The 25,882-nt window shown below is 48.4% G+C and carries 28 protein-coding genes and 1 pseudogene; 23 read left to right on the plus strand and 6 right to left on the minus strand.

What is annotated here, in order from left to right; all coding sequences use genetic code 11:
* Nucleotides 1-243 precede the first annotated feature (243 nt).
* The 3 genes and pseudogenes from lgt to OYT88_RS21075 form a co-directional block, all read left to right on the plus strand.
* Nucleotides 244-1,080, plus strand: a complete 837-nt coding sequence (gene lgt, locus OYT88_RS08475) for a prolipoprotein diacylglyceryl transferase (RefSeq protein ID WP_274399300.1) — start codon at nt 244-246, stop codon at nt 1,078-1,080.
* A gap of 574 nt (nt 1,081-1,654) precedes the next feature.
* A complete protein-coding gene (locus OYT88_RS08480) occupies nt 1,655-2,809 on the plus strand; it encodes a geranylgeranyl reductase family protein (RefSeq protein ID WP_274399301.1) in 1,155 nt (384 codons plus the stop codon).
* A gap of 33 nt (nt 2,810-2,842) precedes the next feature.
* A pseudogene (locus OYT88_RS21075) lies at nt 2,843-3,010 on the plus strand (C39 family peptidase); the annotation flags it as partial.
* 151 nt (nt 3,011-3,161) lie between these two features.
* Here OYT88_RS21075 and OYT88_RS08485 read toward each other — a convergent pair.
* Nucleotides 3,162-3,605, minus strand: a complete 444-nt coding sequence (locus OYT88_RS08485) for an OsmC family protein (protein WP_274399302.1) — start codon at nt 3,603-3,605, stop codon at nt 3,162-3,164.
* A 395-nt stretch (nt 3,606-4,000) separates the two neighbouring features.
* On the opposite strand from OYT88_RS08485, the gene OYT88_RS08490 reads away from it, so the two are divergent.
* The 4 genes from OYT88_RS08490 to OYT88_RS08505 all read left to right on the plus strand — a co-directional run bounded on the left by OYT88_RS08490 (nt 4,001) and on the right by OYT88_RS08505 (nt 7,355).
* Complete coding sequence (locus OYT88_RS08490; RefSeq protein WP_274399305.1) at nt 4,001-4,888, plus strand: cation diffusion facilitator family transporter; 888 nt, start codon at nt 4,001-4,003, stop codon at nt 4,886-4,888.
* A gap of 202 nt (nt 4,889-5,090) precedes the next feature.
* Entirely contained in the window at nt 5,091-5,228 is a 138-nt protein-coding gene (locus tag OYT88_RS08495) for a hypothetical protein (RefSeq protein WP_274399307.1), read from the plus strand.
* Between the two features lie 590 nt (nt 5,229-5,818).
* On the plus strand, nt 5,819-7,009 hold the full coding sequence (locus OYT88_RS08500; protein ID WP_274399308.1) for a murein hydrolase activator EnvC family protein: 1,191 nt from the start codon (nt 5,819-5,821) through the stop codon (nt 7,007-7,009).
* Between the two features lie 58 nt (nt 7,010-7,067).
* A complete protein-coding gene (locus OYT88_RS08505; RefSeq protein WP_274399310.1) occupies nt 7,068-7,355 on the plus strand; it encodes a metal-sensing transcriptional repressor in 288 nt (95 codons plus the stop codon).
* A gap of 63 nt (nt 7,356-7,418) precedes the next feature.
* Here OYT88_RS08505 and OYT88_RS08510 read toward each other — a convergent pair whose 3' ends face one another.
* On the minus strand, nt 7,419-7,832 hold the full coding sequence (locus tag OYT88_RS08510; RefSeq protein ID WP_274399312.1) for a hypothetical protein: 414 nt from the start codon (nt 7,830-7,832) through the stop codon (nt 7,419-7,421).
* Nucleotides 7,833-8,077: 245 nt separating this feature from the next.
* On the opposite strand from OYT88_RS08510, the gene OYT88_RS08515 reads away from it, so the two are divergent.
* The 9 genes from OYT88_RS08515 to OYT88_RS08555 all read left to right on the plus strand — a co-directional run bounded on the left by OYT88_RS08515 (nt 8,078) and on the right by OYT88_RS08555 (nt 17,160).
* Nucleotides 8,078-8,860, plus strand: coding sequence for an SDR family NAD(P)-dependent oxidoreductase (locus tag OYT88_RS08515; protein WP_274399633.1), 783 nt, complete (start codon nt 8,078-8,080; stop codon nt 8,858-8,860).
* A 134-nt stretch (nt 8,861-8,994) separates the two neighbouring features.
* Entirely contained in the window at nt 8,995-9,990 is a 996-nt protein-coding gene (locus OYT88_RS08520) for a thiamine pyrophosphate-dependent dehydrogenase E1 component subunit alpha (protein ID WP_274399313.1), read from the plus strand.
* Between the two features lie 33 nt (nt 9,991-10,023).
* Nucleotides 10,024-11,058 carry an alpha-ketoacid dehydrogenase subunit beta gene (locus OYT88_RS08525; protein WP_274399314.1) on the plus strand — a complete coding sequence of 345 codons (1,035 nt, stop codon included), beginning with the start codon at nt 10,024-10,026 and terminating at the stop codon, nt 11,056-11,058.
* 101 nt (nt 11,059-11,159) lie between these two features.
* Complete coding sequence (locus tag OYT88_RS08530; protein WP_274399315.1) at nt 11,160-12,404, plus strand: dihydrolipoamide acetyltransferase family protein; 1,245 nt, start codon at nt 11,160-11,162, stop codon at nt 12,402-12,404.
* Between the two features lie 387 nt (nt 12,405-12,791).
* Entirely contained in the window at nt 12,792-13,865 is a 1,074-nt protein-coding gene (locus OYT88_RS08535) for an AI-2E family transporter (RefSeq protein WP_274399317.1), read from the plus strand.
* A gap of 140 nt (nt 13,866-14,005) precedes the next feature.
* Nucleotides 14,006-14,548 (plus strand): FMN-binding protein, encoded by a 543-nt coding sequence (locus OYT88_RS08540; RefSeq protein WP_274399318.1) that lies wholly within the window; start codon nt 14,006-14,008, stop codon nt 14,546-14,548.
* Between the two features lie 59 nt (nt 14,549-14,607).
* On the plus strand, nt 14,608-15,504 hold the full coding sequence (locus OYT88_RS08545) for an FAD:protein FMN transferase (protein ID WP_274399320.1): 897 nt from the start codon (nt 14,608-14,610) through the stop codon (nt 15,502-15,504).
* Nucleotides 15,492-16,403, plus strand: a complete 912-nt coding sequence (locus OYT88_RS08550) for an RnfABCDGE type electron transport complex subunit D (protein WP_274399321.1) — start codon at nt 15,492-15,494, stop codon at nt 16,401-16,403. Before OYT88_RS08545 ends, OYT88_RS08550 begins: the two co-directional genes overlap by 13 nt.
* Before the next feature lie 307 nt (nt 16,404-16,710).
* Entirely contained in the window at nt 16,711-17,160 is a 450-nt protein-coding gene (locus tag OYT88_RS08555; protein ID WP_274399322.1) for an NUDIX hydrolase, read from the plus strand.
* A gap of 124 nt (nt 17,161-17,284) precedes the next feature.
* Here the strand turns inward: OYT88_RS08555 and deoD are convergent, their stop codons facing one another.
* Both deoD and gloA2 read right to left on the minus strand, forming a co-directional pair.
* Nucleotides 17,285-17,989 carry a purine-nucleoside phosphorylase gene (gene deoD / locus OYT88_RS08560; protein WP_274399323.1) on the minus strand — a complete coding sequence of 235 codons (705 nt, stop codon included), beginning with the start codon at nt 17,987-17,989 and terminating at the stop codon, nt 17,285-17,287.
* Between the two features lie 78 nt (nt 17,990-18,067).
* Nucleotides 18,068-18,460, minus strand: a complete 393-nt coding sequence (gene gloA2 / locus OYT88_RS08565; RefSeq protein ID WP_274399325.1) for an SMU1112c/YaeR family gloxylase I-like metalloprotein — start codon at nt 18,458-18,460, stop codon at nt 18,068-18,070.
* 221 nt (nt 18,461-18,681) lie between these two features.
* Here gloA2 and OYT88_RS08570 point away from each other — a divergent pair, with 221 nt between their 5' ends.
* Entirely contained in the window at nt 18,682-19,638 is a 957-nt protein-coding gene (locus OYT88_RS08570; RefSeq protein WP_274399326.1) for a cation diffusion facilitator family transporter, read from the plus strand.
* Nucleotides 19,639-19,760: 122 nt separating this feature from the next.
* Here OYT88_RS08570 and OYT88_RS08575 read toward each other — a convergent pair whose 3' ends face one another.
* The gene (locus OYT88_RS08575) at nt 19,761-20,075 is read right to left on the minus strand and encodes a thioredoxin family protein (protein ID WP_274399327.1); all 315 of its coding nucleotides are present in this window, start codon (nt 20,073-20,075) and stop codon (nt 19,761-19,763) included.
* 152 nt (nt 20,076-20,227) lie between these two features.
* Here OYT88_RS08575 and OYT88_RS08580 point away from each other — a divergent pair, with 152 nt between their 5' ends.
* From OYT88_RS08580 to OYT88_RS08590, 3 genes are all read left to right on the plus strand, one after another.
* On the plus strand, nt 20,228-20,374 hold the full coding sequence (locus OYT88_RS08580) for a hypothetical protein (protein WP_274399328.1): 147 nt from the start codon (nt 20,228-20,230) through the stop codon (nt 20,372-20,374).
* A gap of 37 nt (nt 20,375-20,411) precedes the next feature.
* Nucleotides 20,412-21,407 (plus strand): LLM class flavin-dependent oxidoreductase, encoded by a 996-nt coding sequence (locus tag OYT88_RS08585; RefSeq protein WP_274399329.1) that lies wholly within the window; start codon nt 20,412-20,414, stop codon nt 21,405-21,407.
* A gap of 78 nt (nt 21,408-21,485) precedes the next feature.
* Nucleotides 21,486-22,076 (plus strand): DNA-3-methyladenine glycosylase I, encoded by a 591-nt coding sequence (locus OYT88_RS08590; RefSeq protein ID WP_274399330.1) that lies wholly within the window; start codon nt 21,486-21,488, stop codon nt 22,074-22,076.
* A 19-nt stretch (nt 22,077-22,095) separates the two neighbouring features.
* On the opposite strand, the gene OYT88_RS08595 is transcribed toward OYT88_RS08590, so the two are convergent.
* Entirely contained in the window at nt 22,096-23,355 is a 1,260-nt protein-coding gene (locus tag OYT88_RS08595) for an MFS transporter (protein WP_274399331.1), read from the minus strand.
* 348 nt (nt 23,356-23,703) lie between these two features.
* On the opposite strand from OYT88_RS08595, the gene OYT88_RS08600 reads away from it, so the two are divergent.
* The 3 genes from OYT88_RS08600 to fur all read left to right on the plus strand — a co-directional run bounded on the left by OYT88_RS08600 (nt 23,704) and on the right by fur (nt 25,672).
* A complete protein-coding gene (locus OYT88_RS08600) occupies nt 23,704-24,246 on the plus strand; it encodes an NUDIX hydrolase (RefSeq protein ID WP_274399332.1) in 543 nt (180 codons plus the stop codon).
* Nucleotides 24,247-24,356: 110 nt separating this feature from the next.
* Nucleotides 24,357-24,989, plus strand: a complete 633-nt coding sequence (gene spoIIM, locus OYT88_RS08605; RefSeq protein WP_274399333.1) for a stage II sporulation protein M — start codon at nt 24,357-24,359, stop codon at nt 24,987-24,989.
* Between the two features lie 185 nt (nt 24,990-25,174).
* Nucleotides 25,175-25,672 (plus strand): ferric iron uptake transcriptional regulator, encoded by a 498-nt coding sequence (gene fur, locus OYT88_RS08610; RefSeq protein WP_274399336.1) that lies wholly within the window; start codon nt 25,175-25,177, stop codon nt 25,670-25,672.
* Nucleotides 25,673-25,882 lie beyond the last annotated feature (210 nt).

The raw sequence follows: 25,882 nt of genomic DNA on the forward strand, positions 1-25,882 counted from the left end.
CGCTATCATTCAAACAGCTATTTGATTATATTATACATCGTTATTTCTTTTATTCAAAAGGAAATTTGAATGTTTTTCTGTGAGCCCGGCCTAACAATTGTCCGGTCGTTAACTGCAGAAAAATAATAATGACTTTTTTTATTCTTTCGGCCGATCTCTGAAGCCTTAATTTATTTTTAATGGTTAAATTTATCACTTCCACATTGTTTCCACACATGTTTGCTTTAGGATACAGGTTATCAAATGCTATGGATAGAGAAGGATGGATCAAAGTTCATGTGGTTTCCGGGACCCGTTTTATTCAGAATCGGATCGATACCGATAAATACTTTGGGAGCGGCGGTCGCTCTGGCTACGCTTCTTGGTTTATGGATCGTCAATCGTGAGGCCGGCAGGCAGGGCATCCATGCCGATTACTTGACCGAATTTGCTGTTTATTGTGTACTCGGAGGAGTTGCAGGGGCAAGGTTATGGTTTGTACTTTTCATGTGGTCCTATTACGCCGCTCATCCTGCAGAGATTTTTATGATCTGGATGGGGGGACTGGCAATACAGGGCGGCATTCTCGGCGGAATTTTAACAGGAATCCGGCTCGCAAAAAAGCACAGGCTGCCGGTTTGGCAGGTCGCGGACATCGTGGCTCCGCCGCTCATACTCGGGATGGCCATCGGCCGCATTTCGGATTTTCTGACCGGCGATGCCTATGGTATTCCAAGCCGTTCATTTCTCGCTGTCCAGTATCCTCCGGGAACGTTTGTCTACAATGTATTCGGCAGTACGCCGGTATTGCCGATGCCTTTATTTGAAGCGATCGGCGACCTGATTATTTTAGGCATGCTGCTTCTGATTAAATACAAGAAACCATTCCAAGGTTTTCTGTTTCTTCTGATGCTTGAACTATACTCGGTTTTAAGATTTGTGCTGGAATTCTGGCGAGGCGACAGTCTCAGGACCGTTCTGAATTTGAAAGTCGCCCAGCTGACCGCTCTGGCCACGATTTTAATAGCCATTGGTTTTATGATCGGGTGCTATAGGCAGACAAAAGGACATCGCAGAAAGCTGCGGAGCCGGGAAAATTAGAGAGAGACGATATGGGAAAAAGAGAATCAGGATCAATCTCGGAAATGAAAAAATCAGGTCGGAAAAAAACGTGGCTGAAGTCTGCAGGATCCGTTCTGTTCGCTATCATTGCCACGTCTCGCCACTGACTGCATGTATTGTTGATTACCGTCGGCCTGACGTCGATCGGGGCGGTTCTATTTAATAGGCCCTCCCGTTTTAAAAATCATTCTGCTGCTCATTCCACGGCCATTTCAATCCGTTTTCTGTTCACAGCGAAATGCAAACGGAAGCATGAACGATCCGTCGCATCGGTGTATGTGACTTCTTCGTTTCTTTCGATCACGATCGTCTTTTCCACCGTATCTCAGACCGTCGGCGCGATCATTCAGCCTCCTTCGGGCATGGAGAATACAGACCTCAGACCCCGTACACACACAACCATCATGGTGATATTAAATAAACAGCGGTAAAATCATCTATAACAGACAGAAAGAAAGCATGAGATGCTTTTCTGCCATTACGATGATGCAGATATCGTCATCTACATCAGATCTGCAAAGGATGAAAAGGCGCAGAATCGGGGGGCAACAAAATGGATGCAAAGATTTATGATGTGATCATTGCCGGTGCGGGTCCCGGCGGCAGTTCGCTTGCGGCGAAACTGGCCGAAGCGGGACTTCATGTTTTGATGCTGGAGAAGCAGAGCTTTCCGCGCGATAAAGTCTGCGGCGGCGGGGTAACCAAGAGGGCTTTTCTGAAAATGCCGGTCGATATTACACAGGTTATTCGCGATCGGGTTACTTCGTTTGTCACCGTGGAAGGAAATCATGATTTTCAGGTGTTTAGACACAAAACACCTTTTGTTTTTATGGTCTTGCGAACCGAATTGGATCAATTGCTGGCGGAACATGCCGCTGACTGCGGTGCAGAGCTGAAGGAAGATTCGTTTGTTAAAAAAGTCGTCGAGCACCGTGATCGGGTGGATGTATTCACAAGAAATGAACACTACTCGGGCAGGTATTTGGTCGGGGCCGACGGCGTAAACAGTCTTGTTGCGAAACAGGCCGGGTTAATGTCGGAACGAAGAAAGACTCTGGCATTAGAGTATGAATTCAGATGCGACCGGACGACAGCGGTAAATTATAAAAACAGGATCGTCATTGATTATACAAGTGTGCCTGGCGGATATGCCTGGATTTTTCCGAAAAATGGAATTCTGTCGACAGGCATCGGTTCTTACTCGTTAAATCAGAAACAGATGGACCGCTATCTGCATTCATTTCTGGACAGCCGGAATTTAAACGGAGATTTGCTGAGCGCGAAGGGAGCTTTTTTGTCTGTCGGCGGGATCCGCCAGCCAATCATGACACAACGGACGGCATTGATCGGGGACGCTGCCGGACTAGTTGACCCATTTGCCGGCGAGGGCATCTACTATGCTTTATGGAGCGCTGAATTGCTTGCCGGCCATTTAATAGAAACGTTTAAGGAAGGTAATAAAGAGGCTTTCTCGGCCTATCAAAAAGATGTCGATCAGACGATCATGCCCGAACTCCGAGCATTGTATCAGTTCAGTCAGGAATTCTATGAAGACCCGAAATTCATGCAAAAAATGGTTTCTCGTTTTCCTAAATTGTTGAACCTGGTTTTTGATGTATTGGAAGGAAAAAGAGATTACGGCAAACTGTACAAGAGATTCAAAATAGTTAAATCATATGGCCGCTTCTTCAATCTGAAAAGCCAATGAGCCACGCGGAGACAAAAAGGGGGGAAAGTAACTTATGAAGAACATGCCGTCCTGGTTGCCGGGTTTACCGACGACTCAATATTTATTAATAATCCGCTCGGAGGTAGCAATGAGGAAGTCAATCGAAATGATTTTGAAAAAGCCTGGGAACAAATGAGAAAACAGGCCATGAGTTATAATAGAACGGTGAACAGTCAATAAATAAAAAGCGACCGACAGCTTTCCGGATCAAGCTCTGTTTTTCCGGAAGATAAAGGAGGCAGGGCGGGCTGAAACAACCGCGAATAGGTTCTGCCAATATTTCGGATCATATATAAATCCCCCGGATTTTTATTCGGGAGATTTATATAGCTTACGGTTCTATTGTAATTTTTGCCGGATCAATTTTTACTCCGTTTCCGATACTGTCGCCGACCGGGCAATGTTTTTCAACAAATTGAATAAATTTCTCAACTTGTTCTTTCGATGCGTCGGTTTTTATATGCATATTGACTCTTATATTCTGATAGCCGGGCCTTACATCGGATAATCCTAAGAATCCATCGGTATCCAGATCGCCTTCCAGCTCCACCCAAAAATCTTTCAGAATAATTCCCTGTTTCTGTGCAAAGGTTGCGACCGCTATGGTTTGGCAGGAACCGAGACTGCTCAGCAAAAGTTCGACCGGGTTCATTCCGGTATTGGTCCCGCCCAGGTCTTCCGGTTCGTCACCGATAATCTTAAACCCTCTTGATTCCGCTTTAACGGCCAATCCTTTTTTTCTTTTTACAGTAGCCTTAAAAGTTTTCAACGGCATAAAAGTCGTCTCCTCTCGAATATGGGATAATCGTTATTATATGAATTATAGCACATTATTCATATGTTATTACTTGTTATTCCTTTTCATTGACAGACGTTATGGTCACAAAGTGACACTGAGTTTATAAATTTGAAATGAACAGACCTGATGCTCTTTGTACGATGGGTTTAGATGCAAAGCTTATTGGAAATGCCTGATGATCATTAGTGATGAATGGGTGAGCGAGAAAAGGGCCATAAAGCGGGCTCTTATGCAACTGATTAAGTTGCTCAGGCAAAACACATTTTGATTGTGGTAAATTACATTCTTAACTGAAAAAAGATTGTTGTAGACCCACCTGCCGGCCATTTGTTAACATGAATCTACGTAAATAAATACGAGGGGGAAAAACGATGGAACCGTCAAGAGTTGCATTTCTGTCTGTACTGAGCAATACACTCGTGGTGGCCTTAAAAATCATTGTAGCGATTATTACCGGTTCTGTAGCCGTGCTGTCTGAAGCTATCCACACGACACTTGATCTGGCAGCGTCGCTCATTGCTTTTTTCTCGGTACGCATATCGGGAAGACCGGCTGATAAAATCCATCCTTACGGACATGGTAAAGTCGAAAATATATCGGGCACTGTTGAGACGCTGCTTATCTATGCGGCGGGTATCTGGATCATTTATGAATCTGTAAAAAAATTGATTCAGCCTGAACCCATACAACTTCCCGCTCTGGGTGTGATGGTTATGCTGGCCGGTGCGGCGGTCAACTTTTTCGTATCACGTTTAATTGACCGGACGGCCGAGCGAAGCCATTCCGTGGCGATGAAGTCTAATGCCTTTCATTTGCTGACAGACGTATATACGTCGCTTGGTGTCGCCGTCAGCCTGCTGCTGGCTGCATTAACCGGATGGTCTGTCCTGGATCCGATGATTGGCATTGTGCTGGCATGTTTTATCATGTTTGAAGCAACAAAACTGATGAGGGCCTCTTTCCCTCCGTTATTAGATGCACATCTTTCGGATCAGGAAGAAAATAAAATTATGAGTATTATTGAAACCTATAAAAAAGAGTACATCGAATTTCATAACTTTCGTACAAGACGATCAGGTCCGGAGGAGTACATTGAATTTCACCTTGTTGTTCCTTCCCATCTTGAAATCGACGCTGTGGAAGAATTATCCGATCAGATCGAGGAGAGTATTAAACGCGAAATTCCCCGGGCCCAAATTCTCATTCACGCTGAACCGGAATATGAGCGAAAACATTCTCCGAAGAAAAAGGATTTTTAATGACGGGTACCTGTAACTGCTTTGTTTGCTATTTTGAGAGCCTTTTGTAACGCGGCTTCAAAGCAGTATCATGAGTTTCTTAAGTTCACAAATGAAAGATCAGCTTTTACGAATCTGAATTTGCGAGTTCCTCATGTTGCATTTTTGCCGGACAAGGCGGTTGATTGTATCAACCAAACTTTACCCTTGGAGGCGATTGGCGATGGAAAAGATTCACCCGCACAGTCATGGGCGTGTTGACGGCGGTATCCTGCAGAACCAAGAGGCGACCCGGGTATTGCTTCTTTCTCCCAATGCACTGATAGCGGCAGCCGTTTTTCAGGCAGTCATTGTTCAGTGACCGAAAGCACGGTACTGCTGGCAGACACCATTGATAACTTTGCCGATTCGCTGACGTCGATGCCGCTTTGGATCGCCTCTGTTTTAAGCCATCGTTTTATATTAAACTTGATCGATTATGAAAAGCCTCCTGATTTCAGCGGGAGGCCGTTTTTTTTTCATTCTTGCGAATGTACCGGTAAGCGCCGATTCTCCGGGCATACCGGATCGATCAAATCCCTTCCCGCTTCAAGAACGGTTTGTTAAATAAATTACCTTCATCTACAGGATGATTTTTGGTCCGCAATTTTTTAATTTCCAGCAAAATAACTGATTTCATCGGCTTTCGACATGGATTCTACATATTCATGGGTTACGATTTTCATAGAGCAGAACGAAAGGGGATGAAGAATCAACATAAAATTTTCCCGAACCGCGGAATACATCAAATGAAATAAAAATGTTACCTTTTCCTGTCGGAATTTGTCACATTAAATTGCTATCTTAAAACTATTCACGGCAGCCGCTCTATTCAATTCATCAATTCTGAACGGCCGCTTTATGACCCAATGATCAACACGAAGACACAACGTGCAGAGGGGAACGGTGATTTTGAAAAGAAATAACATGACAAAAACGATTGCTTTCGGACTTGCCATGCTGATCACAGCGGGCTATGGTGAAAACGGCGCTCTGGCGGCTTCCCAATTCAACGAAGTAAAAAAGAAACAAATAGAATCTCAGAGCGGCACGGTTAATAACCGGCTCTCAGAGAATGTTCATCAGCAGGATTCCGTCATTGCCAGTATTAAATCATCTGATAAACATATTCAGACGATTAACAGCCAAATAACCGGCAAAAGAACTGAGATCGGCCGCAGCGAGGCTGCCCGGGTTCTTCTGACAGGCCGGATCAATCTGCTCGCAAAACGGATTGACGAGAGAAACAAATTATTAAAAGAACGTATACGATCCGTCTACATAAACGGCGGTGCAGTCAGTTATCTGGATGTTCTTTTTGGAGCAAAAAGCTTCGGTAATTTTCTGGATCGCGTGATTGCCCTGAAAATGATCACCGATCACGATCATCAAGTGATGGCAGATCAGAAACGGGATCAGAAAGAGCAGGTTTCAAAGCAGGATAGGCTCAGGCGGGAATTGAAAAAAATGCAGGCGAACTTGTCTGATTTAGAGAAACTGAAAGTAAATCTTGATCAGGAGCAGAAAGAACAGCAGAGCGAACTGGCCCTGCTGAGAGACAGGGCTTCCAAAATCAAAGTAGAAATGATGGCAAAGAGTGAAGAAACGGATAATGCGAAGGTACAATCCGACATGATCCGCTCTCAGGCTGATTCTCCCGCGATTCCTGCGGTGCAAAAAGATTCTGCCGATACGCGTTCTGCAGGCTTTATCAGGCCAGCGGAAGGCTATATTACATCCGGTTTCGGCTTCCGATCCTTTGATAACCGTTTGCATCCCGGGGTTGATATCGCCAACAGTATCGGAACACCTGTCAAAGCGGCAGCGGACGGCGTCGTCTTCAGGTCCTATCAATCATCAAGCTACGGAAATACGGTGATGATTTCCCACAGAGCCGGCGGGAAATTGTATACAACGGTCTATGCTCACTTATCTTCTTATAATGTGTCTGCGGGCCAGAGCGTCTCACAGGGACAGCTGATCGGCAAAATGGGCAGTACAGGCGAATCAACCGGATCGCATCTGCACTTTGAATTGTACATAGGTCCGTGGACTCCGGCTCCGCACAATGGTTCTGTTAATCCGATGAATTATATTCAATAAACAGCTCTTTTCAGTAGATTAAAAGTTTTGTAAAAAAGATAGTTGGACGGAAGAAAAAATGGAAACCCAACATGAACAGCCCAAGTATCACCATTACAAACAAATTATCAACCGCTTAGCCAGGATCGAGGGACAGGTGCGCGGCGTAAAATCAATGACAGAAAAGGAGCGGGATTGCCCGGAAATTCTTCTGCAAATCGCAGCGATCAAAGAGGCGCTGAATGAAGTCGAAAAATTAATGCTTCAGGATCATTTGCAGGACTGTATGACGGATGCCCTGCATCGCGGCGACGAAGGAAAAATGCTGGAAGATCTAAGCAAGGTGCTGAATCATTTGGTTCTTTAAACGATTCAGCTCTGCTTCCGCCTCACATGGACTGAATCATCTATTCGGATGAGCGGTTCTTTTTTATTTTAGTTTTGAGATTTTCACCCATTTGTCATTAAGAGATCCGACGCTTACTTTGTTGCCGGGAGAGAAACATTTGAAGTGTTGCATATTGTGAATGGTAATGACCGTTATCTTGCTGTTATTCTGCAGCTGAATCTGGTTGTGGCACCTGCTGATCCCCCGTTGATCGGGCTTGCAGTCGGTATCCGTTTTGACCGTTCCTTTTATCGTTTTTGTGACAGGGCTGCCTTTATAAAGCTGTGTTACATATTCATTGTTCTGGCCGTTATTCTGCCAATTCATTGATGCGATCATTTTATTGACCGGCTGCGGCTTTGCGGATAGTGAAAAATGACGGAAAACTTGCCAGGATATCGCTGCAAGTGCAATGATTAAAATTGAAATAATGATCAGTGTCCTTTTTTTAGCCATCTTAGCATCTCCTTTTGTCCATTGGGGGTGGGCGGAATTCTAGTGAGCTGTCCAGACCGCCTTTCTATTGAACCATCTTTTTAAGACTATGACAATAGCGGTACGGTGATGCTGCCGGGCTGTAAGAAGACAGACTGCCCGGAAGATGAACAAAGGGATCGGATCAGCGATCTTCGGCTGTCTGCAGCGTCGGCATGAACTTTCAACAATTCAATGACAGTGTCCAAATGAAGGAAAGTGAAGAAATGCTTGATAAAAAAGTGGTTGTGATCACCGGAGCTTCAAGCGGAGTCGGCCGGGAGACAGCCCTTCTGTGTGCTGAGAAGGGAGCAGAAACCGTGCTTATTGCGCGGAATTCCGAAAAATTAAAAAATGCCGAACGCAAAATCAGAGAACGCGGAGACAGCGCCGGCAGTTTTACGCTTGATGTTAGGAATTGCGGCCAGGTTGAAAAGGTTTTCGGAGAGATAGCCGGCAAGTACGGCCGAATAGACGTTTTGGTGAATTGTGCGGGTATCGGTCAATTTGCGCCTCTTGTTTCAACCGATATGGAAGACGTGAAAAAGATGTTCTCCGTCAATGTGATCGGCCTGATGGCCTGCACAAAAGCGGTGCTGCCTCTGATGATCCGGCAAAAAAGCGGGCAGATTGTCAATGTCGCTTCAATCGCCGGGAAATTGGCTACGCCGAAATCAACCGTTTACGCGGCAACAAAACATGCCGTCCTCGGTTTTTCAAACGGGCTGAGAATGGAAGTGGAAGATAAGGGGATCCGGGTCACAGCCGTTAATCCGGGTCCGATTCGTACAGCTTTTTTTGAGACGGCCGACCCGGCCGGCACGTATGCGGCCAGGGTCGGTCCGTTTATGCTGGATCCGAAAACCGTCGCCCGCCGGATTGTACAGGCCGTTGAAAAGAAAAAACGAGAGATCAGTCTGCCTTGGTATATGGGCCTCGCTGCAAAAATTTATCAGTTATTCCCCGTGCCTGTCGAAAAAATCGGCGGCCGCTGGTTTAGAATGAAATAATGGCCGTTGTAATATTCCGTATGTTTTGCAAAAACAAGCCGGATCGTTTATTATTGAATAGAAAGAAAACGCTTACATCAGATGCCGTTATGGCTCGGTGTAGCAATATTCATGAATAGACGGGAGGAGACAGAATGCAAGCCGGAACGAAAGCATCTGCAGGAGACATGACCGTTGAGAAGGCGAAGTGGATCTATAAAAAGATGCAGGAAATCCGCCAATTCGAAAATGCTGTCCACGGAATTTTCGAAAAAGGCAAAATTCCAGGATTTGTACACCTCTACGCCGGCGAAGAAGCCGTTGCTGTCGGCGTCTGCGCCCATCTGACTGAAAGTGACAGTATTACGAGTACACATCGGGGACACGGACATTGTATTGCCAAGGGATGCGATATCGATGGCATGATGGCGGAAATTTACGGCCGGGCAACCGGCCTCTGCAAGGGAAAGGGAGGTTCGATGCACATTGCCGATGTTTCCAAGGGAATGCTGGGAGCCAACGGCATTGTCGGCGCGGGACTGCCTTTGTCGATCGGCGCAGGCCTGACGGCTAAGGTGAAGCAGACGGATCATGTAGCCGTTTGTTTTTTCGGAGACGGAGCGAGCAATCACGGGACATTCCATGAATCGGTCAACATGGCTGCGATCTGGAAGCTGCCGGTTATTTTTGTCTGTGAAAATAACGGGTTCGGCGAGGCATCGCCCTTCGATTATGCCGCGGCCTGCGACCGTGTTTCCGATTTTGCAAAGACGTATAAAATTGCCGGTGAAACCGTCGACGGCCGCAATCTGCCGGACGTCTATGAAGCCGCCGGAAGAGCCGTCGGCCGTGCCAGGAAAGGGGAAGGTCCTACTATTATCGAATGCCTGACTTACCGCGATTACGGACATTTCGAAGGGGACACGCAGACTTATAAAGATAAGGAGGTTCAGGAACGCGCGCTGCATGAAGATGATCCGATCTTACGATTCCGTAATTATGCCGAATCGCATGAACTGCTCAGCGCAGAAGAAGTGAAAAAAATTGATGCCGACGTTCATTCCGAAATCGAACATGCGGTCAAATTTGCCGAAGAAAGCCCGTTCCCCGATGCTTCACAACTGACAACCGATGTTTATGTCTCCTATTAAATGCGAGTCAATAGTATCCGGAGGTGATTCATGATGGCCAAAAAAATGACCTACTCGGAAGCAATTAATGATGCAATCCGGCTTGCCATGCGCAAAGACGAAAACGTTATCTTAATCGGGGAAGACGTCGCAGGCGGTGCCGAGGTCGATCACTTGCAGGATGAAGGCGCATGGGGAGGCGTCTTCGGAGTAACCAAGGGAATCGTTGAAGAATTCGGACGCACCCGGGTACTTGATACTCCGATCGCGGAAGCAGGGTATATGGGCGCTGCCGTTTCGGCAGCCGCAACAGGTCTGCGGCCTGTCTCCGAACTGATGTTTAATGATTTTATCGGAAGCTGCCTGGATGAAGTGATGAATCAGGCGGCAAAATTTCATTATATGTTCGGCGGAAAGGCCAAAGTGCCGCTGACCATTCGGACGATCGACGGTGCGGGCTTTAATGCGGCCGCTCAGCACTCGCAAAGTCTGTATGCTCTATTTACCCATATCCCGGGGCTGAAAGTCGTTGTGCCGAGCAATCCGTACGATATCAAAGGGCTGCTGCTGACGGCGATCTTTGACGACGATCCGGTGATTGTGTTCGAGGACAAGACACTTTACGGCATGAAAGGCGAGGTGGACGAAGGTTTTTACACCGTTCCGTTCGGTAAAGCAGAAATTAAGAGGCCCGGAAAAGATCTGACGATTGTCGGGATCGGCAAGCAGGTGCATACCGCGTTGAAAGCGGCCGATCAACTGGCACAAAAGGGCTTTGAAGCGGAAGTCATTGACCCGCGCACGCTTTCGCCGCTGGATGAAGCAACAATCATCCGCTCGGTGCAAAAAACCGGCCGGCTGATCATTGTCGATGAGGCCTATCCTCGCTGCAGCGCCGCTACGGATATTGCTGCTATCGTAGGAGATAAAGCTTTTGACTATCTGGATGCGCCTATTAAGAGGGTGACGGCGCCGCACAGTCCGGTTCCTTTCTCTCCGCCGCTTGAAAAACTGTATCTGCCTTCCCCTGAGAAGGTCATTGATGCTTTCGCTGCGATGGTCGGTGACCGCGTTTTCACGGGCGTGTAAAGAAAGGCGGCAGTTTCGCGGGGTGAGAGACGGCATGGGCCGTTTCCTGAATGCCCGCTGGTGTTCCTCTCTCATTTTTCGATCAAAAAGGGGTGGACAAAATGGCGACGGAAATCATTATGCCTAAAATGGGTATGGGGATGGAAGAAGGAACTGTTGTTGAATGGCTGAAGCATAAAGGAGACCCGGTGAAAAAGGGGGAATCGGTTGTATCGATCAGCTCGGATAAAATTGAAAAAGATATTGAAGCACCCGAAGACGGCGTGCTGATCGGCATTGAAGCTGAAGCGGATGCAGTTGTACCGATCGGACGGCCGCTCGGCTATATCGGCAGAGAAGGGGAAGCATTCGTGCAGAAGGATGTCATTTTCAAAGAAAGCAAGACGCCGTCTGTCCGGATCGCGGAGACAGACGGGGAACGGGACGGCGATACGGCCGGGACGGATAAAGGCGAAGTGCAGCCCAGGCTGCGCGTCTCTCCGGCCGCCAGAAAGCTTGCCAAAACTGAGAAAATCGATCTGAGCACGGTTAAAGGGACCGGCCCGCTGGGACGAATAACCAAGGCAGACGTCGCCGCGGCGGCGGCTGATCGGCCGAACAACCGCCTGCCCGAGCGGACCGCGTCTCCACTAAAGGAAAAACAGGCTGTACAGGGAAAAGGGCAGGTCAGAAAAGTCGCCGGCATGAGGAAAGTGATCGCTCAGCGTATGTACGACAGCCTTCAGCAGACCGCACAGCTCACACTGCAGGCAACTGCCGATGTCACCGACCTGCTTGCTTTTCAGAAAACAGCCAGGCAAGCTTATCCGGTTGACGATGAAGTGCGGCTGACGGTCACGGATTTTGTAGCAAAGGCCGTGATCAATGCCCTGCTGGTGCATCAGAAGATGAACAGCACCTGCGCGGATGATACGATCACAACTTATGATGAAGTCAGCCTCGGCGTTGCCGTGGCATTGAAAGAAGGGCTGGTTGTCCCCGTCATCCGGGATGCGGAAAAGAAATCGCTGAGCACTCTTTCCAGGGAGATCCGCCAGGCGACCAGGGCCGCCAGGGAAGGCCACCTGGAGGCGTTGCAATTAACAGGCTCGACATTTTCGATCACTTCTTTGGGGACTTACGGAATCGGCTTTTTTACTCCCGTGCTTAATCCGCCGGAGATAGGCATACTCGGTGTCGGAACGATCAGCGAACAGCCGGCGTATAGGGGAGCCGATATTGAAAAAAGAAACTTTTTGCCGCTCAGCCTGACTTTCGATCACCGGGCAATTGACGGTGCACCCGCCGCGGAGTTCCTTGCGGCCGTCAAGGCGAATCTTGAAGCTCCGCTTAAGCTTGTCCTCTAGCTATTCAATCATGTTTTGCGGAGAGAAAGACTTATAACAATGGCGATGGCGGCAAACATAAATCTTTGAACAATGAAACGATCATTCAGAGAAACAGGGCGGTTCCAATTGTACCGATTTGGAGCCGCCCTGTTCTAGTGAAAAGAAGCGATTGAATTCAATGGATTATTTTAGACAAAAATAGGTTACAATATTGTAAGAGAACATGCAAAGCCGGGCAATAAACGGAATTAATTTTTACCGTCCATTCGCTTATCGCAATTGCCGGCAGTCAAAGAGCCGTGTCATGTATATCTAAAAAGCCGGTCCTTTGTTCAAATGATTCCGAACAGATAACGCCGTATTAAATCGTCAACACGGGCAAATTCGACGGATAGGGGAGCCATTATGCCACAGTCAAAATATTTTCGTTTCGCTGTCTGGTTGCTTTTGATTCTACTAATTTTATTGGTAGGTTCGCAACTGACCTTTATTCTTCAGCCGATCGGCACTTTGATTACCTCACTTGCAGCTCCGCTGATTATTTCCGGACTTTTATACTATATTTTGCGTCCGCTCGTTCAGGGGCTGATGGCATTGAAAATTCCGAAGGTTGTCGCCATACTGATGATTTATCTGCTGGCCGCCGGAGCGATTACGCTTCTGATTTTATGGATCGGTCCGCTGCTTTACGCACAATTTCTTTCTCTCGTTACCGGTATGCCGCGTCTTGTCCAGCAGCTCGGCTATCAGCTGGACACGCTGCAGCACAACAAGTTTTTTATTAAGCTTCACCTGAATGATATTTCCCTGGTCAACACAAGCAAAATTTCAAAATATCTGTCGTCTTTAACGACATCCGTAGGAAACAATGTTCTGTCGATCATCCAGTCGGTCACGGGAACGCTCCTCATTATCGTCACCGTTCCTTTCATCCTGTTCTACCTCTTAAAAGACGGGGAAAAAATGCCGCAGGGGATCATTAAATTAATTCCCGAAGAACATCGCGAGAAGGCCGTGGAAATTCTTGCCGATATGGATCAGGCACTGAGCGGCTACATACAGGGCCAGATGATCGTTCTCCTGTTTGATTTTGTATTCATATTTATCTGGTACTCGATTATCGGCTTAAACTATTCCCTGATACTGGCATTAGTCATCATTTTTACCAATGTAATTCCCTTTATAGGCTCCTTCATTGCCACCGTACCGGCAGTTATTGTCGCTTTTATCCAAAATCCTATTCTGGCGGTTTACGTGATTATCGGAGTCGTCGTTGTCCAGCAGATTGAAGGAAATGTGATTTCTCCTATGGTCATGGGAAGAAAACTGGATGTCCACCCTCTGACGATCATCTGTCTTTTGCTTGCTGCCGGCAATCTGGCCGGAATCATCGGCATGCTTCTGGCTATCCCCGTCTATGCGGTTTGCAAAGTCATTGTCACGCGCACTTATCAACTCTTGCAGCTCCGAAAAAAATAATCTGAAAGGCGTTTTTTCCGCCTGAATGCCTCTAATCAAAAATCTTTTTCAGTAATTTTTCAGACTTGCCTGTTAGAATTCAAAATTGAAACAAGAAACAGGCAGTTGATGAAACATTTATACTCTAGGAGGTTTGCTGGATGAGCAAGCTTAGTCCAAAATGGATTACTTTGTGCACGGCGGCCATTGGTCTGGCCTACACAGCCGGTTATGTAGTCACTGAACCGAAAGCCGTTGCGGTTTCCGTACCGCAACAGAATGTACAGACGGGAACGGGCGGCTCGCAGAGTCAAGGTGTACAGGGCAGTCAGGGAGGCAGCAGCAGTTCAGCCGCTTCGGATGCGTCAAGCGGTCAAAGCAATCAAAACAATCAAAACAATCAAAGCAGCCAGGGGAGCAGTACGGCGCAATCTCAATCAGGCTATAAAGACGGAACTTATACCGGTCAGGGGCAGAACCGGATCGGATCGGTCGCCGTGAGTGTGACGATAAAGCAAGGAAAAATTGCGAATGTTCAGATTACTGACTGCACGACATCCTTCCCTCAAAGCGCTATTGATCCGCTGCCGGCTCAGGTGGTTTCCCGTCAAAATTCAAATGTCGACAACGTATCGGGTGCGACCGAGAGCACTGACGATTTTATAACGGCGGTTCAGCAGGCGCTTTCTCAGGCGCAGGCGTAATCTAACTGGGGAGGCGGTCCTTTTTTCGGATGTTTTCTGACGAAAAGAAGTTTATCTGTATGGACACGACGGTATTGATTAAAATTCTTTCACAGCAAAAAACAGATAAAGTCGATCAGGCGATAGACGAGGCGGCGCGTTTTTTTTACAAAATTGAACGGACGTGCAGCCGCTTTGATCCGGATAGTGAATTGATGCGGCTGTCGCGCCGTACAGGCGAAAGCGTGAGCGTGTCGCCGCTTTTATATCAGGCCGTTAAATTTGCCGTGGAAACGGCGCGCGAGACAGACGGCGCGTTCGATCCCTCTATAGGAAGATCTATGGAACGGCACGGGTTTGATCGAAATTATCTATCGGGAAAAACAGTCCGGTCGACTTTTGCCGACAGTGAAAAAACGAGTTATAAGGATCTTTCATTGGACGAAAAGCGCAGAAAAATTTTATTAAAAAAACCGATGGTCATCGATCTGAACGCCGTAGTGAAAGGGATGGCCGTCGATGTAGCGGCAAAAGCCGTCCGTAATAAAGGTTTTGTTCATTTTATCATTAATGCCGGCGGCGACGTTTATGCAGCGGGACTGAATGAACAGGAAAGGCCGTGGAAAATCGGGATCAGGGATCCTGTCAGACGATCGGAACAGATCGGATCGATTCGCTTGTCCGATGCGGCAATCTGTACGTCAGGGGACTATGAGCGGCCCAGCAAGGTACTGCCCGGTCAGAATCATCTGCTCGATCCGCACAAGGACCGTTCTCCGGGAAACATAGCCAGCTGTTCCGTTATTGCCCCATTCGCCATGCTGGCGGATGCCTTTTCTACCGCTTCGTTCATCATGGGCAGCAACAGAGGCCTGAAGAAAATGGAAGAAATGCACCTGGATTGTGTGATGGTGACGCGATCGCAAGACGTGCGTGCGACAAATAAATTTAAGGAGAAGTGGTCATGGAACGAATAGAAACGGACATGCAGCGCGGCCTGCGAAAGGTCCGCGATTCGAGAATGGAACGAATGCATCCGGTAAAAAGTAAAAAGCGCGCCGGTTTCTCATTCAAAAAATTCATCAAATCGCCTAAAGGGATTGTTTTCTCGATCTTAACGATCCTTTCACTGATCGGGCTTGATTATCCGAACAGCTCGGGCGGCATCAGGAATATCATTCTGGCCGTCGTCACCGGCTTGTTTATGGATTATGTCGTGGCCTATCTGATGGAGAGGCCGGTGCGTTTTTCGGACGGAGCGCTGGTCACCGGGCTGATCATCGGCGGCATACTCAGCCCGGCGACGTCCTGGTATCTTGTCATGCTGACAACGGTTGTTGCGCTGGGGTTCAAACATATCTTCAAGGATAAACGAAAACCTATATTTAACCCTGCGGCCATCGGACTGCTTTTCAGTGCGACCGTCTTTGCAGCCGGCGACAGCTGGTGGAGCGGGTTGTCCATGCTTTCGCCATGGACCACGGTCCTTTTAATCGTTGCCGGCTTCATCATAGCCGACCGGATCAATAAATTTCCGCTTGTCTTTTCATTTCTGGCCGTTTATATACTTTTTTTTCTCGTGCTCGGCATTCTCGGGGTAACAGGTGCGGGCGACGCGCTGCGGATGCCTTATATTAATTCCGCTTTGTTCCTTGCCTTCTTTATGCTGACGGATCCTCCGACTTCCCCTGCGAAATACTCGGAGCAGGTGTTTTTCGGATTCCTGGCTGCCGTTGTCAGCGGAGCGGCATTTTTATATTTAAGCAAGCTGTCCTACCTGCTTGTCGGACTGCTGACCGCTAATGCATGGAAAGCATTGCAGGCGCGCCGCCGCCAGAACAGGCCCGTCAGAAGAGGCCGGATCAATGTTAATTAAGTAAGCAGTCAGCCTCAGAGCTTGGACGGCTGCGGCCTGATGATGCCCGGAACAGATCTATACGGGGAATCCGCAGCCGTTTTGATCCACGGAGATTTCAGGGAAGAGACAAACCGCTGCAGGATACGGACGGCTTGTCTCTTCCCTTTTTATTCTTTCAGACCCTTCCGTTTCAGACAGGCTTTTTCTTTGCAAAGAGAAGGCAGCGATACGCTCCCGCTTCACAAATCAGGCGGATCGGCAGTCAAATTGCCGTGCCAGTACGCTGTTTTATGCTATACTTTGATGGGTGAAGGGAGAGAAAGACGTGGGTTATATTGAAGAGTTAAGAGCGCTGGTCGGGCACAAGCCTTTGATTCTCGTCGGCGCGGTGGCCGTTATTGCTGATCAAAGCGGCCGGATCCTGATGCAGAAACGCAAATTTCCAGTCGGCATGTGGGGGATTCCGGGAGGACTGATGGAACTCGGAGAATCAGCCGAAGAAACCGTCAAACGGGAAGTATTCGAAGAGGCCGGATTGTCCGTTGACCGGCTTCGGCTGATCAATGTCTATTCCGGCCCGCAGAATTATGTGACCGCTAAAAACGGCGATCAGTTTTATGCTGTTACGGTTGCTTATTCGGCCGGCACTTTTAGAGGAAATTTAGTTGTAGATGCTAATGAATCGATCAAATTTGAATTTCGGGCACCGGAGGATCTTCCGAACAAGATATTAAAAAGCCATCGATATATTCTGGATGACTACTTTCATAAATGAATGAGGCGCCGGGCGGCGATCTGAGTTTTGTTTGCCTGAAAATACCGTCATGGTGAAAGTCTGCATGGAAAAAAGGACCCGGTTTTATCACAGCGGGTCCTTTTTTCCGGCCATTTAACGGCGGTCAGCCGATCGAGGCGCCCAGGGCTATTTTTATCATATCGTTAAATGTTGTCTGCCGTTCCTGAGCCGTCGTTTCTTCTCCGCTGAAAACATGGTCGCTGACCGTAAGAACGGTTAATGCGCGCGCACCGTACTTGGCCGCGAGTGTATAAAGCGCGCTTGTTTCCATCTCGACGGCCAGGACGCCGTAATCGGCCAGTTTTTTCATAATGTCCATACTGTCTCTGTAAAACACGTCGGCGGAAAGGACGCTCCCGACACGGAGAGAGGCGCCCAGCTCCGTCCCGATATCAAATGCTTTCTTCAGCAATTCGAAGTTTGCTGTCGGCGCATAGTCGATGCCGGGGAAAACAGCGTGATTCACTGCCGAATCTGTCGCGGCGGACATGGCCAGAACGACGTCGCGGACGTGTATATCCGTCTGGATGCCTCCGCATGTGCCGACACGGATCAGCGTTCCGACATCGTAATCGCGAATCAATTCATTGACATAAATAGAAATCGAAGGAATACCCATGCCTGTCCCCTGGACGGATAAGCGTTTCCCCCGGTAGGTGCCGGTATATCCGAGCATGCCGCGTACGTTGTTATAGCAGACCGCGTCTTCAAGATAGGTTTCCGCGATATATCTTGCCCTGAGCGGATCGCCGGGGAGCAGGACGGTGTCGGCGATTTCTCCCGGTTTTGCTTCGATATGGATACTCATTTTATTCCTCCTCGGATTGTGATGATGGCCCGATCTCTTTCAGTCTACCATACCGGAACATGAACGGGACTTTATCCGTTATTTTTGATAGAGCTCAAGCGGCAGATTATCGGGATCCCTGAAAAATGTAAACGGCTTTCCCGTAAATTCGTCCATTCGGACCGGTTCAGTTTCGATTCCCTGTTCCTCCAGTTCACGCACAGCTTTCCCGACATCGCCGACGCTGAATGCGAGGTGCCGCAGCCCCCGTGCTTCGGGACGTGTCGGCCTTTCCGGCGGTTCCGGGAAGGAGAACAATTCGATCTGTCCGCATGAATCGTCGCCGATCTGCAGATCAAGCTTATAGGAGTGCCGGTCGGCGCGATAAGCCTCATGGATAATTCTAAAACCAAGCAGATCCACGTAAAAATGTTTCGATTTCCGATAATCGGAACAGATAATAGCACAGTGATGAATCCCCAGACTTTGCATGAATAATCCCCCAGTCAAAATGAAAAACTTAAGAATAGTATATCAGAAACGGATAATTGATTGAGAAAATAGAAACGTTCTTACGAATTTCAACCGATCTGTTGACATTTAAGAGAGAATCGGTCATATTAAACATATGAATACTCATTCATATGTATCAATCACGGCGGCACCGTCGGCAACGGGTGAAGCCGATTTTTAAGCTTGGAGGGGGGACCCTGGTGAAAACCGCTCATACTGAGGATTCGGTTGCGCATAATCATGAAATTTTGCATGCTCATGACCATTCGGCAAATAAAAAGGCGCTTTTGGCTGGTTTTCTGTTGATTACCGGGTTTATGGTTATTGAAATAATCGGCGGCCTGCTCAGCCGCAGCCTTGCCCTATTATCGGATGCAGGCCATATGCTGAGCGATTCCATCTCACTCGGCCTCAGTCTGATCGCTCTCATTGTCGGATCGCAAGTGCCGGCCGACAATAATAAAACGTTCGGTTATCGGAGATTTGAGATTCTCACCGCTCTTTTTAACGGGATCCTGCTGCTGATTATATCGGTGTGGATCATTTATGAAGCTATTTTGCGACTGAGGCATCCGGTGGAAGTGGCCGGCTCCGGCATGCTGATTGTTGCTTTTGCCGGACTGGTCGTCAATCTTGCCGTTGCCCGGATACTGATGCATGGGGAAACGGAAGAAAATCTGAATGTAAAAAGCGCGTTTGTGCATGTGCTCGGCGATTTATTCGGATCGGTCGGCGCCATCGCGGCGGCGCTGCTGATCGGCTTTTTCGGCTGGGAAATTGCCGATCCGATCGCAAGTGTCGTCGTGTCGCTGATTATTGTCAGGAGCGGCTGGCAGGTAACCCGGGCTTCAATCAACATACTGATGGAGAGCAGGCCGGATAACCTGAACGTCGAAGAAATCCGCAGCCGGATCATGGAAGTCGACGGAATACGCGGGATTCACGATCTGCACGTCTGGACGATTACTTCCGGTTTTTTGTCGCTGAGCTGCCATCTGACAGTCGATAAACGAGCGGATCGGGATGAAATGCTCAGAAAAGTCGAGCGGGTCCTGGAATCGTACAACCTGGGCCATTCGACGATCCAGATCGAAGGAACGGATTTTTCAGACTGTCATACAGACTGCGCCGGCGGGAAGCAGCAGACGCATGCATAGGAAAAAAACATCCGTGCGGATGTTTTTTAGTCTGGTCTCTCAGTAAAATGATCGGCAGGCGGAGTCTTTAAGAGTTTCTGGTTCAAAAAAGATATATTAAACTAAGCCGGCCGGATAAATTTTCATGCATCAATCGTTTTTAAATAGTTTCTTATTTCATCCGGCGATTTGTCATCTGCCCGCAAATGCGCTGTTTTTTTACCGTTTCTGAAAGCCAGCAGACTCGGAATGCCGAGCACCTGGTATTTCTCGCCAAGATCCGGGAATTTATCACGATCGGCCGAGAACCACTCAAAGTCAAAATCTTTCACAATGTCATCAACATACATATTCAGTCTTTTACAATCCGGGCACCAGGTTGTCTCAAATTTGACGATCACCGTTTTCGGCCCGCCGATGACTTCTTTAAATTCCTCTGCTGATTCAATAGCTTTCATTTACGAGACTCCCTCTTCCGAATTCAGTTTTCCAGATTGTCATTATTCTATCAAATCGGATGATCCGTGCCAACTTTTTTGCACGTGCACGGCCGGGATCTATTTCTTTGCCTTCATTGCCGTACATGATAAATTAAAAGGACAGAAGGAAAATGAAACTTCCGTTCGGCGGACCGCCGCATCAGGCGGGCGCCGGTTCGCGGCCGGGAGAGAATGCGCCGTCTGTCATAGAAATTTCAAGAAATTTTGATCGACAGAAAATGCCGGTTCCATTCAGAGTGCCGCAGGCGATGGCCTGAGGCGCTCAATATCAGTGATCGGGAGATGAATGAGAGTATGCTAAAACTGAGTATATTGGAACAGTCGCCGATTTCCGAGGAATCGACACCGCGGCAGGCACTGGAAAACAGTACACGGCTTGCTAAGGCTGCCGAAGGATGGGGCTATCGGCGCATCTGGTTCGCGGAGCATCACGATTCTGAAGGACTGGCAAGCGTTTCGCCTGAAATCATGATCGCCCACGTTGCCGCACAGACGTCGCGGATTCATGTCGGATCAGGCGGCGTGCTCCTTCCGCATTACAGCCCTTATAAGGTTGCCGAGAACTTTCACCTGCTTGAGAATCTGCACCCCGGCAGGATTGACCTAGGCATCGGACGTGCTCCGGGCGGCATGCCGGGGGCCACGTGGGCTTTAAATGACAGAGGGCGGCGTGATCTGAGCGATTTTCCGCGAAAAGTACGCGATCTGATCGGTTTCCTGACGGATCATCTGCCTCCGGATCATCCGCTCCGAACGGTCAGGGCGACGCCGCAATCCGATAAGATACCCGAAATTTTCCTGCTCGGATCGTCGGACGGAAGTGCGGGCATTGCGGCGCAACTGGGAACGCCGTTCATGTTTGCCCATTTTATAAACCCGTACGGCGGCATTGAAGTCGTCCGTTCTTATCGAAGCCATTTTCAAAGCTCGGCCCTGTATAAAGTGCCAAAGCCGGCCGTCTGCATCTTTGCGGTCTGTGCAGAGACCGACGGGGAAGCGGAAAGACAGGCTTCGACACTCCGCTACTGGATGATTGAAACCGCTCAGGGCCGGTCGGCACCCATCCCGACGATCGAACACGCCGAACAGTTTGATCCGTCGGAACAGGAACGGAAGATAATAGAAGAAAATCGCGGCCGGATGATTGTCGGCAGCCCGCAAAAAGTGAAACGTGAACTGGAAAACCTTGCGGCGGCCTATCAGACTGACGAAGTCATGATCATCACAAATATTCATGACTTTGAAGCAAAGCTGCGCTCGTTTGAACTGATCGCTCAAGTGATGCAATGACTGTCCCGGGCAACCGGGTTTTTTAATTGCATAAAAGGGAACGTATGTGCTATTATAATAAAAAAGGGGGACGGACGAATGAAGAGTGAACCGATTAAGAGGTGCAGCTGGAATACGTCGGATCCGGTTTATCTGGCTTATCATGACCGGGAGTGGGGAAGGCCCCGGTACGATTCGCGCCTGCTGTTTGAGATGCTCTGCCTGGAAGGAATGCAGGCGGGGCTGAGCTGGATCACGATTCTGAAACGCCGCGATCATTACAGGGCAGTTTTTGCAGGATTTGATCCGCGGATCATCGCAGACTATTCAGAAGAGAACGTGGCGCAATTAATGGAGGATCCCGGCATTATTCGCAACCGCAGAAAAATAGAGGCCATTATTGCCAACGCGAAGAGCTGCCTGGAAATCGAAAAAGAACAGCCCTTCAGTCAGTATCTCTGGCATTTTGTCGGCGGCCGTCCGATTGTCCATCATTATTCGGCTCATGACACAATTCCCGCCGCAAGTGAGGAATCACGGCTAATGAGCAAGGATCTTAAAAAACGCGGATTTAAGTTTGTCGGAGAAACAATCTGTTATGCTTTTATGCAGGCGGTCGGAATGGTCAATGATCATGAAACCGGGTGTTTCTGCTACCGGCAGATTTTAGAAGAAATCGGGCACGGATGAATCCCGTCTTCAAATGAATTTAATCGAATCGGCGGATGCCGGGAATAAAAAGGACGAGAGCCGTTAAAAAAACGACAGCAGCGCCGAGGATGATCATGGCGGCAGAGCCGCCGATGCTGCCGGCGAACCATCCGGTAAATAAGTAGCCGGCCGGGAGAAGGGCAAAGGATCCGAGCATGTCCAGGCTGGCGACACGGCCGAATGCTGCCGGAGAGACCAGCTCCTGAAGGCTTGTTTCCCAGATCAGCCCGAACATCATCATGCCGGCACCTTCCAATATCATAAACCCCGTCAGCAGATAGGCAGCATGCGTCAGCGGCATGAAAAGCAGGGCCAGTCCGCCGGCACCGACACAGCCGTAGGCGATCGGTCCGCGATAATGCCATGTTTTCCGCATTCCGAAGAGCAAAGCGGTCAAAGCGGCTCCGGCTGCCTCTCCGGACATAACCAGTCCGTATACATATGACGGAAGATGCAGATGGACATTGATCAGCCAGGGAACCAGTATGACAACGATTCCCGTCGTACATATATTAATAAAACTGAAGGCAAGGATGGTTACCCAGAGCCAGGTATTTTTCTTGATAACGTAAATTCCCGCGAAACATTCCCGAAAGAAAGAAGGCCTTTCAGCTGCTGCCCCGTTTCTTTGGACCTGTCCTTCTTTGCTCAAAAAGCGGAGACAAATAAATGAGATGAGAAAAGTCAGTCCGTCGACGCCGAAACCGACGGGGGCCGACGAAATACTGATGATCAGTCCGCCGGCTGCCGGCCCGAAAAGGCGCATGCCCTGCACGGTGAGCTGGGTGAGCGCGTTGGCCGAGGTACGTATTTCAGGGACAAAAACCGTTGCGCGGATGGCCGAGAAAGCCGGCTGGAATAAACCGTCCATAAGTCCGAGAAAAGCGGCGACAACCAGCAATATGTGCACATCGAGCAGGCCGGCAAATCCGCAGAACATGACGGCAAAGGCGATCAGGCAGCGGATCAGGTCGGCCGTTCTCATTAATGAGGCCCGATTGATCTGATCGACGATCAGGCCGGCAAAAGGCAGAATGACGACATTGGGAAGCATATAAGCCGTCATAACCAGCCCCATTGTCAGCGTTGAATGAGTCAGTGAGTAAACAATGACGGGCACGATCACGCTCGTAATCGATGAACCGAAGACAGACAGCGAATTGCCGATCCACAAAGCACGGAACGCCCGTGAAACAGCCAGCGGCTTGATGAGCTGCGGATATCTTCGTAAATGTGCTGCCTGCCGTGCATTGTCCATACTTTCATGCCTCTTTTTTAACGATCGGGATCGTCCATTTCGTTCGATATCTAAAACGGTAATGCAGCGGATGGTACGATCCCGGCTGATTTTTCATAATATAAAGTCAGTGTATGCCCTCTTCGGGTTGCCGTCAATAAGCGGACGGGACGGCTGAAAATCAAAAAACGCGAACGGATATGGTAGAATTAAACTGATAAAAATCGGCTGCGCCAGACCTTTGCTCAGACTAAACCTCAGCCGGGACGGCTTTACACCGATTATGCCGAGGCCCGGCCATTTTTATATATACTATCATCTTAAAAGATTTTATACTTAATAGTAAAAAAAGAAGGGCGTGCCAGTGCAATGGATCGATTAACGGAAAAGAAAAAAGGATCAACGGAAATTTTTAAAGGAAAGATCGTTCACCTTCTGGTTGACAAAGTCGGCCTTCCGAACGGCAATGAGGCCACCAGAGAGGTGGTCAGACATCCCGGTGCCGTGGCGATTATCGCGGTCAATGAACAGGGAGAGATGCTCCTCGTCAGGCAGTATCGCTATCCTCTCGACAAGATTATCTATGAAATTCCGGCGGGAAAACTGGAACCGGGAGAACATCCGAATGATTCAGCGATACGCGAACTGGAAGAAGAAACGGGGCATCGATGCAGGCGGATGGAACAGGTTGCTTCATTTTACTCTTCGCCCGGTTTTTCCGATGAATTGCTGAACATCTATTTTACCGATACGCTGACAGATGGGAGCCAGCACCTTGATGATGACGAGTTTCTTGAAGTCTATGCAGTCGGCCTGGACGAAGCCGTTCAAATGGTGCGCGATCACCGGATTGCCGATGCGAAAACGGTTTATGCCGTCCAATACTTGCAGCTGAAGGCCGCGAAAAAATAACGCGCTGACATCGGCTGTGTAAATTCTCTTTCCCCCGGGCATAGCTTTCCCGAAAAATCATAGAATAGATTATCGTTTCTATTTGAGAGAATCCGGCGGGAGGTTCCGAAATGGTCGGGCAGAGAATTAAAAAAATCGTTTTTCGGCACGTCAAAGAATACTTATCGCTTTACACATTTGTTACTGGATTATTTCTGATGGGCATTATATTCGGGGCAATTGTCGTAAACAGTCTCTCCTATGGCTCAAAAAGCGATCTGCTCCATTATCTTCAGCAGTTTTTCGGAGAACTGTCGCGCGGGCAGATTGCAGACCCAGGTCGTCTGTTTAAAGAGAGCCTGCTTAACGGCCTGCAGTATGTGGGGTTGATCTTTCTTTTGGGGCTTTCGGTCATCGGGCTTCCGATTATTTTTCTGCTTGTTTTTGTTAAGGGCATGATACTTGGTTTTACGGTCGGGTTTCTCGTCAGCCAATTGGGCCTTCACGGTTTTCTTGCCTCAATGGTGAGTGTTTTTCCTCAGAATCTGCTGATCATGCCTAATTATCTGTTTCTCGCAGTTATTTCTGTCGCCTTTTCTCTGAAGATCGTCCGTCGGCTGATCGTGAAAAACAACCGTGATCCGATTTTCCACCAGCTGATCGGCTATGGGATCATGTTCGCCGGCTCGGTCGTTGTCCTGGCTGCGGCGTCCGGATATGAAGCGTACATTTCACCCGCTCTGATTCGCCTTTTTGTCCCGTAATTATTTGCGGTATAAGATGTGAGAATTGGTTAAATGATAATAAGGCTTCATTTCATGGCGATTTATCGACGAATATGCTTTTCTCAAAATAAAATGATTTCAATTTAAAAATTATTTTATTTAAAATTGACAGCGCAATTGATAAGGATTATAATTTCTCTGAGATCAGACGAGGGGGGATTTGCGTGGAAGGTCGGATCAATCGAATCAAGAAACAGCTTCATGCGCAGAAGTATAAGTTGACTCCTCAGCGCGAAGCAACAGTCAGAGTTTTGCTTGAAAACGAACAAGATCATCTCAGTGCGGAAGATGTCTACCTCCTCGTGAAAGAAAAGGCGCCGGAAATCGGTCTGGCTACCGTTTACCGGACACTTGAACTGTTAACCGAACTAAAAGTCGTTGACAAGATCAACTTTGGAGACGGCGTCTCGCGTTATGACCTGCGTCAGGAGGGGGCCAACCATTTTCATCATCATCTCGTCTGCATCGAATGCGGTGCAGTGGACGAGATACAGGAAGATCTTCTCGGCGATGTGGAAAAACTGGTAGAGCGCAGATGGCATTTTAAAGTAAAAGACCACCGTCTGACTTTTCACGGTATCTGCCACCGCTGCCTGGAAAAACATGAAGCAGAGAACCAGGCCCGTGAAAATGAACAAGAACATGAAGTGGAAAAAGTATAATATCAATCAAAGGCAGCGGAATTTGTATCAAAAATCCGCCGGGTAAAACAGTCTGAAGAGGAAAGGGCAGGCTGTTTTTTCATTTGTCCGGCCTGCTTGTTCCCGAATGCATCCGGAAACAACGGTTACGGTGCTGGCTATTCAATCTGATTCTATCATTGAACAAAGCAGCTCTCTCCGGAATATTTGCGGGAGCTTCAGGCATATCCA

This window comes from Sporolactobacillus sp. CQH2019, assembly GCF_028765345.1.
Lineage (GTDB): Bacteria > Bacillota > Bacilli > Bacillales > Sporolactobacillaceae > Sporolactobacillus.

Bases quoted from the DNA above. Each gene is read 5' to 3' on its own strand.
- lgt (WP_274399300.1), top strand. From the start codon at position 244: ATGCTATGGATAGAGAAGGATGGATCAAAGTTCATGTGGTTTCCGGGA.
- deoD (WP_274399323.1), bottom strand. From the start codon at position 17,989: ATGAGTATCCATATCGAAGCAAAACCGGGAGAAATCGCCGACACCGTC.
- OYT88_RS08535 (WP_274399317.1), top strand. From the start codon at position 12,792: ATGCCACAGTCAAAATATTTTCGTTTCGCTGTCTGGTTGCTTTTGATT.
- spoIIM (WP_274399333.1), top strand. From the start codon at position 24,357: ATGGTCGGGCAGAGAATTAAAAAAATCGTTTTTCGGCACGTCAAAGAA.
- OYT88_RS08540 (WP_274399318.1), top strand. From the start codon at position 14,006: ATGAGCAAGCTTAGTCCAAAATGGATTACTTTGTGCACGGCGGCCATT.
- OYT88_RS08525 (WP_274399314.1), top strand. From the start codon at position 10,024: ATGGCCAAAAAAATGACCTACTCGGAAGCAATTAATGATGCAATCCGG.
- OYT88_RS08550 (WP_274399321.1), top strand. From the start codon at position 15,492: ATGGAACGAATAGAAACGGACATGCAGCGCGGCCTGCGAAAGGTCCGC.
- OYT88_RS08485 (WP_274399302.1), bottom strand. From the start codon at position 3,605: ATGCCGTTGAAAACTTTTAAGGCTACTGTAAAAAGAAAAAAAGGATTG.
- OYT88_RS08530 (WP_274399315.1), top strand. From the start codon at position 11,160: ATGGCGACGGAAATCATTATGCCTAAAATGGGTATGGGGATGGAAGAA.
- OYT88_RS08515 (WP_274399633.1), top strand. From the start codon at position 8,078: ATGCTTGATAAAAAAGTGGTTGTGATCACCGGAGCTTCAAGCGGAGTC.
- OYT88_RS08575 (WP_274399327.1), bottom strand. From the start codon at position 20,075: ATGAAAGCTATTGAATCAGCAGAGGAATTTAAAGAAGTCATCGGCGGG.
- gloA2 (WP_274399325.1), bottom strand. From the start codon at position 18,460: ATGCAAAGTCTGGGGATTCATCACTGTGCTATTATCTGTTCCGATTAT.
- OYT88_RS08510 (WP_274399312.1), bottom strand. From the start codon at position 7,832: ATGGCTAAAAAAAGGACACTGATCATTATTTCAATTTTAATCATTGCA.
- OYT88_RS08580 (WP_274399328.1), top strand. From the start codon at position 20,228: ATGAAACTTCCGTTCGGCGGACCGCCGCATCAGGCGGGCGCCGGTTCG.
- OYT88_RS08520 (WP_274399313.1), top strand. From the start codon at position 8,995: ATGCAAGCCGGAACGAAAGCATCTGCAGGAGACATGACCGTTGAGAAG.
- OYT88_RS08480 (WP_274399301.1), top strand. From the start codon at position 1,655: ATGGATGCAAAGATTTATGATGTGATCATTGCCGGTGCGGGTCCCGGC.
- OYT88_RS08595 (WP_274399331.1), bottom strand. From the start codon at position 23,355: ATGGACAATGCACGGCAGGCAGCACATTTACGAAGATATCCGCAGCTC.
- OYT88_RS08505 (WP_274399310.1), top strand. From the start codon at position 7,068: ATGGAAACCCAACATGAACAGCCCAAGTATCACCATTACAAACAAATT.
- OYT88_RS08590 (WP_274399330.1), top strand. From the start codon at position 21,486: ATGAAGAGTGAACCGATTAAGAGGTGCAGCTGGAATACGTCGGATCCG.
- OYT88_RS08495 (WP_274399307.1), top strand. From the start codon at position 5,091: ATGGAAAAGATTCACCCGCACAGTCATGGGCGTGTTGACGGCGGTATC.
- OYT88_RS08600 (WP_274399332.1), top strand. From the start codon at position 23,704: ATGGATCGATTAACGGAAAAGAAAAAAGGATCAACGGAAATTTTTAAA.
- OYT88_RS08585 (WP_274399329.1), top strand. From the start codon at position 20,412: ATGCTAAAACTGAGTATATTGGAACAGTCGCCGATTTCCGAGGAATCG.
- OYT88_RS08545 (WP_274399320.1), top strand. From the start codon at position 14,608: ATGGACACGACGGTATTGATTAAAATTCTTTCACAGCAAAAAACAGAT.
- OYT88_RS08490 (WP_274399305.1), top strand. From the start codon at position 4,001: ATGGAACCGTCAAGAGTTGCATTTCTGTCTGTACTGAGCAATACACTC.